This is a genomic window from Agriterribacter sp. (assembly GCF_035497235.1).
Taxonomy (GTDB): Bacteria; Bacteroidota; Bacteroidia; order Chitinophagales; family Chitinophagaceae; genus Agriterribacter.
Genome location: NZ_DATJEB010000013.1, coordinates 266,247 through 279,676 on the forward strand (window position 1 = coordinate 266,247; position 13,430 = coordinate 279,676).

Sequence of the window (13,430 nt, forward strand, 5' to 3'; positions counted from 1 at the left end):
CAAAATGTATATACAATTTGCAGTGAACCCATCTCCCTTTCCTATTAGTTTTTATTCCTTATTTTACCAGTCATTGTTTTGTTCAAGATTAGGATTTTTTTCCAGTTCTCTTTGCGGAATGGGCATAAAGTACATTTTTTCCTGGAATACGCAGGGCACTCCATCAACAGGTTTTACTTCATAAGTATAAGAGCCGTTATCATGTTTGGTGATGTACATGGCTCCAAATTGTTTTCCATTGAGTACCGATACCGCCGTTTTCCATCTTCTGAGATCCCAGTATCTTTTTTGTTCAAAACTTAGTTCAATATACCTTTCATGCCTGATTTTATCACGCATTTGCTCTTTTGTAAGTCCCGCCGGCAGTTGGTAAGGACTTAGCCCTGCTCTTTCCCGAATTTTTTCTACAGCTTCGTATACACCCGGGTCGGGTGCGGTGAGGGATTCATTTTTTGCCTCTGCGTAATTCAACAAAACTTCGGCAAACCTGAGCTCAATCCAGTTCTGATCGCTGCCGCTTCCTCCATAATAGTCCTGGTTGGTTTCATCCGTTCCTTTTCGCATTAAATACCCGGTTACTGTTTGATAAGGTATATTAATGCCATCTTCGCCGCCAATATAGGTATATACAGGCATTCCCTGGAATCCGAAAACAGATCCGTTAACGATCAGCGTGGCATCAAACCTGGGATCACGGTTTATATAGGGATCTGCAGCATTATAACCGGAAGCAGGATCATCAATGCTTTTGCCATTCTTCATTTCAAAAGCATCAACAAATTCCTGCACAGGAGAACGGCGTGAAGCATCCTGCCTTGATCTTGAATCGGGCATGGCCCATGAATCCCATCCATGTTCGCGTAACGTTTTTAGAAACTGTACACTGAAAATCTCCTCTTCATTATTCTTATCCAGCATTATTCTTCTGAAATTATCATGCAGGCGGTATACATTACTTTCAATTACTTCTTTGTTGATGGCTGCCGCGGCTTCCCAGCGTTCCGTTTTATTGCCGGGATTGTATAACGGACTTGCCCAAAACAGCCATACTCTTCCCAGAAATGCCTTTGCAGCATGTTTATTGATCTTTCCCACATCAACAGAACGGTCTCCGTAGGTTTCCGGTAACAGGTCAATAGCTTCCTCCATCTCTTTAATGATAAACGCAAAGCTTTCGTCTGTTGTAGATCGTTTTACAAACAAATCATCATCCAATCCCTGGGGTTCCGTTATTATCGGTACCCCCCCATACCGCTTCACCATATCAAAATACAGCTTAGCGCGTAAAAACTTAACCTGGCCGGTCAGAGAAGATTTTTCTTCACCCTCCAGTACAGAGTCATCTACTTTTGCCAGGAACATGTTCGTTTTTCTTACCGCGGCATACGCCCAATAATCCATAGGATTGTTATCGGCGAACCATTGACCCTGCACCACGTTGCGGGGCGCACCTCCCCAGAAATTCCTCGACTCATCTGTTATATTATCGTACAGGTCATGGTCAAAAGAGGGAACATCAGCGTACATATTATTTACGAACAATTGTATTAACGCCGGGTCGTTAAATATCTTTTCTTCTGCAATTGTTGTTTTTGATTCCCGGTCAAGGAAGTCTTTGTTGCAGGAACTGGTTATACAACAAGCGGTAATCAATAATGCTATTATATTTAATTTTTTCATGAGTAGTAGGTTTAAAAAGTAAGATTAATGCCCAGGTTTAAAGTGCGCTGCTGCGGATAATATGCGCCGTCTGTATTCTCCACTTCAGGATCGAACATATTCATTTTGTCAAATAAGAAAATGTTCGCTCCCGAAAAATAAACACGCATAAGTTCAGCTCCTATTTTCCTGCTGATACCTTTGGAGAATGTATATCCAAAGTCAATTGATTTTAGTCTGATATAGCTGGCATCACGTAAATACAGGCTGGACTCCAGAGAATTATTGGGATGCTGGTTTTCCCATGGCCTGGGATATTTGGCATTAGGATTTTCCGGTGTCCAGTAATCGAGCAGGTCAGCAAAATTGTTATGAGAGCCTCCGTTAAAGAATATTTTAGACCTGCCGTTGAGCATTTTTTTCATTTTGGTAGCTCCCTGGAACAGTATAGACAGGTCGAAACCTTTATATGAGCCCCCGATCATTAATCCTCCCAAAATTTTGGGAACGCCATTATCCATTGAAATAATAGTCCTGTCATTCGCATCAATCTTTTTATCGCCGTTAATATCAGCATATTTAACGTCCCCGGCTTTTTGCCCGCCGTTGAATTGCGGGAAATAACTTTGTACTTCTTCGTCCGATTGGAAAAAACCTAAAGCCTTGTACCCTACTATAAAGCCAAGCGGGCGACCTGTTTGTAGCAGGTAGTCAGGAATGTTCGCAGGCTCATCCAATAAGATTACTTTACTTTTTGCAAAGCTTGCATTGGCTTTTACAAAGTAATTCACCGCGCCAATAGTGTTCTGGTGCGATAGCGATAGTTCAATCCCTTTATTATCAACTTTTGCATAATTTTCCGCGGGTAGCGCGGCGCCAATAGTACCTGGAATGGAACGGATCCTGCTCAGGAGGATATTGGAAGTGCGTTTATAGAAATAATCTATTTCAAACTGTAGCATCCTGTTCCAGAATGAACCGTCTAATCCTACATCCAGGATAGACGCGCTTTCCCATGTTACAATAGGGTTAGGCAATATGCCCGGGCTAACACTGGCATAGGCGTTGGATCCTGAAATAATAGTAGAAGAAAGGTTGTACACCTGCTGATACTGGAATGTAGGAACCCTTCCGGCATATACATTCCTGTCATTCCCTACCAGCCCGTATGATGCCCGGAGTTTTAAATTATCAAAGAAGTCTAAGCTGCTGCTGTTCCTGAAGAAAGCTTCTTCCGATATTTTCCAGCCGGCAGATACTGCAGGGAAAAATCCATACTTTTTACTGGCAGGAAAGGCTACTGAGCCATCGCTCCTGAACGACCCTTCCAATAAGTAACGATTTTTGAAAGCATAGTCAACCCTTGCTACATAACTCCGCCTGCCATCGTTAAATGAACTCCCGTTCGCATCTTTTTGTACCTGTCCGCCATATAGTAACTCATCTAATCCGTTTGCCGGGAAGTTGGTTCTGAACCCGTAAAAGTTTTTTGACTTTGCATCAAACTGCTCAAAAAGCGCAATCGCTTTTACATCATGTTCTCCAAATGATGCCAGGTAATTGAGGCTGGCATTTAAAGTAGTGGTATTATAATCGCTATAGCTTTCGGTAAGCGCGGTTTTGCCATTCCACCCGCCAAACGGATATATTTCAAGGGTATTGCCATCCGCATCCTGCCTGTTCATCAAAATAGGAACCTGGTAAAATTTAGAAGTAAAGCCCTCTTTACCAAAAGATGCTTTACCCGAAACAGATAAGCCTTTAACAAAAGGTAACTCATGCTTTAAAGAAAGCGTGGCTTGCAGCACATCGGTTACATTTTTTTGATAACCGGTTTTTATTTCTTCCACCGGGTGCTGTTCACGGGTATAAAAAATGGTGCCATCAGGGTTATAGGTCCTGTCGAAAGGATAAGCCGCCATAATATCACTGAAGATGGCTTCGGGCGAGTAGGAGCTACCGTTACTGTTTCTGCGGCTGGCGTCAAGGTCTATAGAAACCGTTAGGTTTTTATTTATGCTGGCATCAACGTTTGAACGAACGGAATATCTTTTATAGTTTAAGTTATCATATAATCCTTCCTGGTCTAAATAGCCGGCGGCCATAAAATATTTAACCATTTCTGTTCCGCCGCTAACACTTATGTTTTGATTGGTTTGAAAAGCTTTTTTATTCAGTGTTAAATCATACCAGTCTATTTCAGCTTTTTTACCCTGTTGAATGTCCTCCATTTCCTGGGCGCTGAAAGCGGGCTGTAATCCCATGTTTTGCCTGGCTACGTTTTTAGTAGTGGCGTACTGAAGTCCGTTCATGAGTTTAGGATAGGCCGTGGGGTTTTGAATTCCCGCGAAGCCATTGTAGGATATGGTAGGTTTTCCTGAACGGCCTCTTTTTGTAGTTACGAGTATTACCCCGTTAGCGGCTCTTGATCCGTATACCGCGGTAGCCGATGCGTCTTTTAAGATGGAAACACTTTCAATTTCATTGGGATCAATCTGCTCGAAGCTTCTAACAATGCCGTCAACAACTACTAAAGCGCTATTATCGCCAAATGTGCTTGTGCCTCTTATTGTAATCTGAGATCCCGATCCGGGTTTACCGTTGCCATTCACCGCGGTAATGCCTGGTAATCGCCCTGCAAGTGAATTGGTAACATTGGTAGCAGATGATTTTACAAGGTCTTTCCCGTTCACAGAAGCTACAGACCCGGTGAGGTCCGTTTTCTTCTGCGTTCCGTAACCCACCACTACAATGTCATCCAGCCCTGTTACTTCAGGCTCAAGTATAATGGTTATATCCTTTTGTGCTCCAACACTTATTTTTTTTGATACGAATCCTATACTTGTAATTTCAAGCGCGGCATTTTGACCATCCGGTACATGGAGTGTAAACCGGCCATCTGCATCTGTTGTAGTACCGCCCGGTTGCCCGGCAACGGTTATGGATACCCCCTGCAAAGGGTGACCCGCTTTGTCTGTAACCCTTCCTTTAATTTCAACGGGGGGAGGAAGCACTTTTTCAGGAATAATTTCTTTTTGAGCCACCTCTTTTTGAGGTTCTATTACGATTGTTTTACCAACAATGGAATAAGTAAGCTGCTGATTGTGCAACGATAATAATAACAATTGTTCTAAGGGCGCGTTTTTTACTGTAACCGTTACCGGGTTTGCATTCTTAAGCATTTTGTAGTTACAAAACACCGTGTAACCTGTTTGTTTTTTGATTTCTGAAAACACTTTCTTCAGCGATACGTTCGTACCTGAAAAACTAACATTTTGAGCATATCCTGTTGCATTTACCTGCACACAGGCAATTAAAATAATAATTGCCGTCAATTTTACCTGCATAAGCAATCTTTTGTAGTTAAAAGCCCCCATAGTCAAATGGGTTCGGCAAAGAACACGTAAATTCATAACTTTGTTTTAGTTTGGGTTATAGAATACCTACCCCTTTTAGGGGAGAATAATTAGCCTTATTTTGGGTTACCCAAACTTTTCTTTCAGGAGGTGCTACCAACACTTCCTGATTTTATTTGGGTAAAACATTAAGCAATGCCAACTTGTTCAGTTAACGGTCAGGTACAGGATTTATCCGCCACTTACTACAATCACTTTTTTTCCTTCAATCCGAAACTTTACGCCGCTGATCTCCAGTACCTTCAAAACATTTGATAAAGGAGCGTCCCTTTGAATATCGCCCCAATACTTTTCATCGGGTATTTTTCCATTTTCATATTCTATTTCAATATCGTACCACCTCGATAACTGCTTCATTACGGTTTGAATATCCGTTTTGTCGTAAGTGAAATACCCGTTTTTCCATGCTATTTCTGTTTCCACATTAATACCATCAGCTATGCGGATGATACCTTTTTTATCCAGTTGAGACTGCTGTCCGGGTAACAGGGCTTTTTCAACATTCCCCTTTTTGAATTGTATGCCTCCTTCAATTAATGTTGTTTTAATCAGGGCCTCGTCTTCGTAAGCATTGATATTAAAATGTGTGCCTGTTACTTTTATCGTTCCGCCATCGTTACCTGTGGCTGATAATATCTTTACTACAAAGGGAATCTTTGCTTTTCCAGCAGCGTTCTGCAGGGAAGCCACTTCAACATATGCTTCTCCTGATATTTCTACTGTTCTGCTGTTTTGTGTAAACCTTGCCGGATAACGAATAGACGATGCCGCATTGAGCCATACCCTTGTTCCATCTGAAAGCTGCAGCTTAAATTGTTTTGCCCGTGGTGTGGAAATAGTATTGTATACCACCTCGTTTGAACTGCTGCTTTTAGAATCATATATAAGCTGACCTCCCCTATTAATCACTTTTACATCCGACTGGATCGCAAGCGTTCCGTTGCCCGCGCTGTCTAACACTATCTTCTCACCGTTTGCCAGGGTAAGGATAGCGCCATTTTCACCTGGCTGTACATCATTCCCCGGTTGCAGGGTAGCCTTATGCATTAGCATTTCTTTCTTTTCCTCATGCCTGAAAAGCAGGGTATAGGTACCTGCACTTACCATAAAAATGATAGCCGCGGCAGCTGCAAAATGAAAAAAACGAAATTTCCGCTGCGGAATAGCCGGCGTGGTATTTGTTTCGTCAATTTCCTCCCGGATACGCATTTGCAGCATTTCATTAAACGCTTCCTTTTCCGTTTCAGCCCATTCCCATTGCCTGCTTTCAACCAAAGAAGCCAGCCATGCTTCAATGGTGGTCTTTTCAGCTTCACTGCACAATCCCAGCCTGTATCGCTTTAATAACTCCCTGGCCTGTTCAGTATTCATTGTTGATTACGTTTTAATATAGATAGCGCCCAAACACACCTATATGTTCCGGGTAAATGCTTTTGGTAGTAGACAGAAAAAAAATAAATCCGGGTGGTAATAACTGGATGAGCCGGCTAAGTGGTCAATAAACAGAGATTGCTCAAAAACTAAAAAATGCTTACGGAGATGATCATAAAAAAGCAATAATTTACGAAATAGGAACTGCAGGCATTTAACTACAGGGGTATAATAGCCTGTTCTTTAAGCAGTATGCCTATATCATATCATTTAAGATATATGCGTTAGTATACTGTTTGCCAATGCCTGCAGAAACAGCGCAGGTATAAAAACAGTAATGGTATGGGTGCCGCTAACTTCAGTCCTTATCATCTTTAAAGCATTATTTACCTGTTTTTTAACTGTGGTTTCTGCAATTCCCAGGCGTTGTGCAATTTCTTTATAAGAAAGATTTTCATGCCTGCTTAATACAAACACCTGCTGCATTTTGGGTGGCAGTTTAGCTATAACCCGGGTGAGCTTAGATTCAAGTTCCCGGAATTCAAGCGCATGTGTTGTGGAGGTGTCGGAACTGTTCCAGTATAAGGATAAAGAGGCTACAAACCCTTTCTTACTGATGTTTTTTTCGATGTAGCGGATAGAGAGGTTGCGAACGCTCTTTAAAAGATAGGCTTTCAATGCCCCGTGTATCATTAACTCAGCCCTTCTTTTCCATATAGAAACAAATACATCCTGTACAATATCGCAGGCGTCTTCAGGCGAGCGGGTTACTTTGAGCACATACAAAGACATTTGCTCCCAGTAGCGATCGTATATTTCAGCAAAAGCACGCTTATCGTTGTTGCGGAGCAAGCTTAATAATTCCTCATCCTTTAAATGCTGGTACATGGCAGCGGCAATGTTAGGTAAAATCGTTAAACGAAAAAAACAATAAATGCGTTCTACAATGTTTGTCGCAAATTGCTTCCGGCTGAAAGGTATGGAAAAGTTGCAAAATAAGTATCCTGTACATACATGGGGTGCTTAGTTAATTGTAATTATGTGTACTAACTGGTCAGAGATGAAAGGAGAAGGGTGCATTTACCTTCGGTGAGAAGAGTTCAAATTGTTGCATTGCTCTTGCTTTGCTTCATGTGGGCAGTGGAGGCACTGCCCACGGCGGACGCCCAGGTTGGTGTCTCACCAACCGGCGACAATTGTGGAGATGAAAAGGAGAAAAGCAAAAAAAACCTTGCATACATTACCATTTCTTCAACTCCTCCGCCGTAAAAGGTTGCTGCCGCTCATTCCAGTGCTGCCGTATCTTTAATACCTCATCCCGTGTTATATAGGACGCGTTGTTGTTCCAGTTCTTCCTGATATAGCTCAGCACCTGTGCAATGGTTTCATCTGTAATATCTTTATTATGACCAAGCCCGGGCATATCACCACTGATTTCGGGTGATTTGTATAATTTTTTGTTCACCTTAACCGGGCCTGTTAATCCGTACAATACAATAGCGATCAGCCTGTCCTTGTCGCCCGTTACCCAATCTGAATGATTGAGCGGAGGAGCCAATGCAGCAATGCCATTACCATCTTCGCCATGACAGGTTTGGCAGGTGGAGTTAAACAAGCTGATACCCGCCGGAAATTGTTTCCTGAACAGGGCTGTATCTTTTTTGATGGGCTTGCTGTTGATATTGGCGATTGTTTTTTTGAGTTGTTGTATAATGGCAAGATTGGAATCTGTAAAAGAAGGAGCGAGCTTCTGATAAAAAGCTTCCTCACGGTTCTCCAGATTGCTGATAATGGCATCGCTTACGAAAGGGTTAGCTGGGTAAGTTTTTACCAGGGTCATTAGCATATCATCGGCTATAGATTTATTAAATGAACCGATAGCCCTTATGCCAAAAGCGATATAAGGGGCGGCGGCGCTGTCGTTACTGTTTATCATTGCTTGCAGCACCGGCACAAACTGTTCGTAATTGGTTTTGTTTACTACGGATGGCAGCGCGGTAATAGCCTGTACCCTTATCTTATCATTGCTGTTTTGCAATAGCGGCAATACATCGCCGGCCTGCAAAACTTCCATGCCTTCTAAAGTCCAGAGCGAATGAATAAGCGTTAAGGGGCTATCCGTTTTTTTAAGATTGTTACGCAATACAGGTATGGCTTTTGTAAGCTTTCCGTCTGCCAGCATTTGCTGCGCTTTATCTCTTACCCATCCGTTGGGCGACCGCAGGAGTGCGGCCAGCTTCACCGGGTCATGGGGCATCACTACCGGCTTCAACAACGCGCCTTGCGGAACTACTTTATAAATACGTCCGCAATTGAGCGGCTGTGAAAGGGATCGCTCACTGATTTCCTTTTTCAGGTAATCAGTTAAATACAACTTATGCTGTATAATGCCTCTATACATATCCGTTATATACAAGGCGCCATCGGGGCCGTTATACAAATTTACCGGGCGAAAACGCTCATCAATGCTGGTAAGAAATTCCTTCCCGGTGTAGGCCTGCCTGCCTTTAACCATGTAGCCATCTTCTTCCAGTATATTTCTCTTAATAAGGTTTGCTGAAGGTTCTGCAACAAAGGCATTGTTGTGATACGCTTCTTTAAATAAACCGCCCCGGTAAATAACAGGACCGCAGGCAGCGGTAAAGTTTACTAAGCGTAAACTGTCGTCAAGAATATTTTCCATATAACCCCTGTTTACGCCGGGCGTGGGCCGCGCGGGATATACCCGGTTGCTTTCCACTATTTTTACATTGTATCCTGCCACGCCGCGCTGGTTGATATTACCCGTTCCGGAGGCCGGCAGAAAGTAGTCGCCTAATAAATTTTGTGAGTTATTATTGTAGAACAAGCGGCCATAATCATCCTGCGTTATTCCCCATTGCCCGCGAAAACGCGTCCATTCAGTAAGCCAGTGGCCGTCTTTCTTCCTGTATCGTTTTTCAGTATTGGCACTGTATATCCAGTTATCCATCCCTCTCATTAAGCCGTTGGCATCATGTTCTACATTGGTGCCGGAAGTATATGCCGCATCCACTAAAAATTTTTTACCAGGGCGGTCATTTTTTATTTCAATATACCACAGGTTAGGAGGCGATGCTACCAGTATACCGTCTCCTGTTAAACATAAAGCCCTTGGCAACACTAATGAATCTATAAATACTTTCCTGTTGTCTGCAATGCCATCGCCGTTCTTATCTTCTAATATCACAATCTTACCATTAGGACGGTCTTCGCCGGTTCCTGATGTATCGGGCATATAGCCTTCCATTTCCAGCGCCCATATTCTTCCTTTATCATCAAAGGTTAGGGCAATGGGTGTGCTGATGAGTGGTTCGGCGGCTACGAGTTGTACTTCAAAACCTTCTTCCACTTCCATTGCCGCAAGCGATTTTTCAGGCGACAGCACAGGTGAATTGTTTAATATTTCTTTCCGTTCAAGCGAATCCAAAGGGGCTGGTTTTATATTCGTGCTTTTGCCGGAATTGCAGCTCGCAAATAAGCACATAAATATAAAAACAGGAAAGCATTCAATTGTTCTTTTAATCATTTTTACCCATTCCATTTTTCGGCAGAGCACAATCAAATATTTTAACTTTTAATCCTTTGCCCGATATAATTAAAATTGCCACAGATTCGCTGATTAGTATACCATGTATAAAAATCCGGGAAGCTGTGGCTAAAAAAATATATGCAATTACAGCATCGTTCACCTCAACAGCTATACTATACCTCGCTGGGAACAACATACGGCGGGCGGTATACGCGGGTAAGCAGCGCATCCGCTTCCGTATCATTTACAAATTTTTCGTTGTCTTTGGTGCCACCCATAAATTTCAGATCGCGGTTGAGGCGGTAAGAAATATTGGCCAACAAAGGAAGCGATGATGAAAAGAAGCCTTCATTAATATCGCAATGCAGGTCGTCATTATTGCCTGAGCGTATGGCATCAATAAAATTGGCATAATGTTCAGTGCCTCCTGGTGGCGTTCTTGGGTCAACCGGTTTTTTGGCATCTGTTTTTTGCGAACCGGCAAAAGGTTTGTCTTCTCTTTTGCGGAATGCTTTCCATGTGCCGCCATCTAATTCAAGATAGCCTTCGGTGCCATAAAACATGTTGCCAATGCGGATGTCAAGACTTGATTCACCATTGGAATACCTGCCGCGGGTTTCAAATTCCAGCATCTTTCCGTCTTCGTATTTGAATATGGAAGTTTGGGTGTTGGGCGTTTCCTGCGCGCATTCTTTAGGATCAATACCATATATGCCGCCATGAGAATAAATGGAAACCGGATGTTCATTTTTATTAAGCCCCCAGCGGGCTATATCAAACTGGTGCGGACCCTGGTTACCGGTATCGCCGTTTCCCGTATCCCAGAACCAATGCCAGTTATAATGTCCCTTCTTCTCATTGTAGGGCCGGTAAGTAACGGGGCCTAACCAGCGGTCGTAATGAAGCGTAGCGGGAGGAGCGCTGTCTTTGGCTATGCCGAAAGAGTCGCGCGGTTTAATGCAAAGTCCCCTGGCCATAAATACATCGCCGATACCGCCATCGTGCAGAAATTTCATGGCTTCCATTACATTGCTGATGGAGCGGTTCTGAAATCCTACCTGAACGCGCCTGTCGTATTTGCGGGCGGCTTCAATCATTTTACGGCCTTCCCATACATCGTGCGATGCGGGTTTTTCTACATACACGTGTTTCCCTGCCTGGCAGGCCCAAATGGTGCCCAGGGCATGCCAGTGATTGGGAGTGGCAAACGAAACCGCGTCTATTTCCTTGTCGTCAAACACTTTACGCATATCCCACTCCGTTAGTGGCTTGGTCCCGGTTTTGTCGAGTACTGTTTTTGCCCTGGAAGCAAACCACTGTTCATCCGCATCGCAAAGTGTTTTGAGCCGGATATTACGGTTGTCTTTTAGTCCGCACCACCTGTCTATATGTGTTTGCCCCTGCCCGTGAATACCTATAACCGCTAAATTAAGCCGCTCATTAGCGCCGGGTATGGCGGCGTAAGATTTAGCGCTTAAGCCCATAGCCGTGATACCGATACCTGCACCGGCCATAGCCGATTTTTTAATAAACTCCCTTCTCGGGTAATTTTTTTGCATGGTTGTTTTGTTTTTTTATATGATCAAATCGTTTTTTATTGGAATGGTATGCCCTGCACCCCAAAACTTGCATCCTGCACTCTTTACCTTCCCCCCGCTTTTACCATCATTTCCTTAAACACCGCCAGTTGTTCTTTCATAGCCAGCACCCTGTCTTTGGGCTCGGTACGGGCTTCTAAAAGTATCCATCCGTTATATTTCATACCGGTAAACAGGTTCATGAGTTGCTGGTAGGGATACTCGTTCGTATTTAATTCACGTACATGAACAGTATCACCAAACCATTTCTTTACTGAATTAAAATTGGCTTCCAGCCCCGGCGGCAGCAGATCTTCCGGATTACAGTTCCAGCATATCCTTACATTGGGTTCGGTAACCTGTTCAAAAATAGCTTTCATATTAGGTATTTCCTGCGTGAGGTTGCCATGCACTTCCACCCGCACTAATTGCCCGATATTTCTTGCAAATTTTCCTACTTCATTAAAAGAAGCGGCTATTTGCGCGATGGTTTTTTCTTTGGGAACAGCAGGCGGCAGGTTATTGGGCTTTACTTTTATGCCTGTGGCCCCAATATCTTTACAAAGTTGCAGATATGCTTTTGTTTGTTCTATATTTTTTTGAAGCTCCGCGGGGTCGGCGCTGTGGTATTCAAAATTGGAACCGTAGCCGATACAGGTAACAGGGCTGTTGGCAAAGCGACTTTTCACCTCTGCCCGCTCTGCCGCAGAAAGATTAATCTCCACCTTATGCGCATGCTGGGTTCTGAGCTCAACGCCCCATAAGCCCGTTTTTTCACAATGGGTAAGTAAGGTAGGTAAATCCCAGTCTCTTCCCCACTGGTAGGTAACCAGTCCAAACCGCATCCTGGGGCCGGAAGTATAAAAACTGCTTAATGCTCCGGCGGTAGTTAATCCTAAGCCCGCGAAGGTGGTTTTACGTAAAAAATCACGGCGTGACAGATCTCTCATTTTTTTTCCTGGTCAGGATGTTTATGGATTACTTATTTTTAAAATTATGTTGCTGTTTATAACGAATAAACATGAATGACTACCTATCTTAGGTTTTATTTTTACAAATAAAGTTAAATGAAAAATATATTAAAAATCACAAAGTCACAACTATGCCTTGTTGTGCTGTTGATCATTGTCCATTTTGCTTACGCACAAAAGATAACATTGGAATTTGGAAAAGCCAGGCGTCTTGATGCTATTACTTCAGGTTCCAATGAGGAGGGCGCTCCCATAAAGTGGATAAATGTAAATACAGCAAATGACACATGGATGCTAAAAGATGACACCCTTGTTTGTAAGGGGCTGCCTATTGGTGTAATGAGAAGTGAAAGGCAGTTTGAGAATTTTATCATGCATGTGGAGTGGAGGCATATGGAGGCAGGAGGCAATTCGGGTGTGTTTGTATGGAGCAGCGCGCGGCCGGGTAGTAATCGTTTGCCCGATGGTGTTGAGGTACAAATGCTGGAGTTAGACTGGGTGAAGCTGAATAAGCAAAATGGTGTTACGCCGCCCATCGCCTATGTGCATGGTGAGCTTTTTGGAGTAGGAGGCGTAACCACTACTCCTGATAATCCCCGTGGTGAGCGGAGTAAGTCTATTGAAAACCTGTGTAAAGGCCGGGGCCAATGGAATACCTATGATGTGGTGTGCGTGGATGGCGTGATCAAACTTTCTGTAAATGGAAAATTTGTAAATGGTGTTGCACATGCTTCTCAGAAAAAAGGTTACCTGTGTTTAGAATCAGAGGGCGCGCTCATCCATTTCCGCAATTTGCAGGTGGTTGAACTACCGCCGGGAGTAACGGCTGCAAGCCAGACTGCGCCGTTGTTTAGCAAACATTAACCTTTATTAACCTCTATTCCTT

8 protein-coding genes are annotated in these 13,430 nt (G+C 43.4%); 1 reads left to right on the forward strand and 7 read right to left on the reverse strand.

All coding sequences use genetic code 11. The features are described 5' to 3' along the window. Positions 1–63: 63 nt before the first annotated feature. From VL121_RS04085 to VL121_RS04115, 7 genes are all read right to left on the reverse strand, one after another. Positions 64–1,680, reverse strand: coding sequence for a RagB/SusD family nutrient uptake outer membrane protein (locus VL121_RS04085; RefSeq protein WP_325402434.1), 1,617 nt, complete (start codon positions 1,678–1,680; stop codon positions 64–66). An 11-nt stretch (positions 1,681–1,691) separates the two neighbouring features. Further along, entirely contained in the window at positions 1,692–5,072 is a 3,381-nt protein-coding gene (locus VL121_RS04090) for a SusC/RagA family TonB-linked outer membrane protein (RefSeq protein ID WP_325402436.1), read from the reverse strand. A 174-nt stretch (positions 5,073–5,246) separates the two neighbouring features. Beyond that, on the reverse strand, positions 5,247–6,446 hold the full coding sequence (locus VL121_RS04095) for a FecR family protein (protein WP_325402438.1): 1,200 nt from the start codon (positions 6,444–6,446) through the stop codon (positions 5,247–5,249). 270 nt (positions 6,447–6,716) lie between these two features. Continuing rightward, positions 6,717–7,334, reverse strand: a complete 618-nt coding sequence (locus VL121_RS04100; RefSeq protein ID WP_325402440.1) for an RNA polymerase sigma factor — start codon at positions 7,332–7,334, stop codon at positions 6,717–6,719. A 352-nt stretch (positions 7,335–7,686) separates the two neighbouring features. Next, entirely contained in the window at positions 7,687–9,894 is a 2,208-nt protein-coding gene (locus VL121_RS04105; RefSeq protein WP_325402442.1) for a DUF7133 domain-containing protein, read from the reverse strand. A gap of 275 nt (positions 9,895–10,169) precedes the next feature. Then, complete coding sequence (locus VL121_RS04110) at positions 10,170–11,555, reverse strand: Gfo/Idh/MocA family protein (RefSeq protein WP_325402444.1); 1,386 nt, start codon at positions 11,553–11,555, stop codon at positions 10,170–10,172. 83 nt (positions 11,556–11,638) lie between these two features. Continuing rightward, positions 11,639–12,523, reverse strand: a complete 885-nt coding sequence (locus VL121_RS04115; RefSeq protein ID WP_325402446.1) for a sugar phosphate isomerase/epimerase family protein — start codon at positions 12,521–12,523, stop codon at positions 11,639–11,641. 117 nt (positions 12,524–12,640) lie between these two features. Here VL121_RS04115 and VL121_RS04120 point away from each other — a divergent pair, with 117 nt between their 5' ends. After that, positions 12,641–13,408, forward strand: coding sequence for a 3-keto-disaccharide hydrolase (locus VL121_RS04120; protein ID WP_325402448.1), 768 nt, complete (start codon positions 12,641–12,643; stop codon positions 13,406–13,408). The last annotated feature ends 22 nt before the right edge of the window (positions 13,409–13,430 follow it).

What these genes read in the sequence shown, in the direction of transcription:
- VL121_RS04100 (WP_325402440.1), bottom strand. Translation starts at nt 7,334, where the DNA reads ATGTACCAGCATTTAAAGGATGAGGAATTATTAAGCTTGCTCCGCAAC.
- VL121_RS04110 (WP_325402444.1), bottom strand. Translation starts at nt 11,555, where the DNA reads ATGCAAAAAAATTACCCGAGAAGGGAGTTTATTAAAAAATCGGCTATG.
- VL121_RS04095 (WP_325402438.1), bottom strand. Translation starts at nt 6,446, where the DNA reads ATGAATACTGAACAGGCCAGGGAGTTATTAAAGCGATACAGGCTGGGA.
- VL121_RS04115 (WP_325402446.1), bottom strand. Translation starts at nt 12,523, where the DNA reads ATGAGAGATCTGTCACGCCGTGATTTTTTACGTAAAACCACCTTCGCG.
- VL121_RS04085 (WP_325402434.1), bottom strand. Translation starts at nt 1,680, where the DNA reads ATGAAAAAATTAAATATAATAGCATTATTGATTACCGCTTGTTGTATA.
- VL121_RS04090 (WP_325402436.1), bottom strand. Translation starts at nt 5,072, where the DNA reads ATGAATTTACGTGTTCTTTGCCGAACCCATTTGACTATGGGGGCTTTT.
- VL121_RS04120 (WP_325402448.1), top strand. Translation starts at nt 12,641, where the DNA reads ATGAAAAATATATTAAAAATCACAAAGTCACAACTATGCCTTGTTGTG.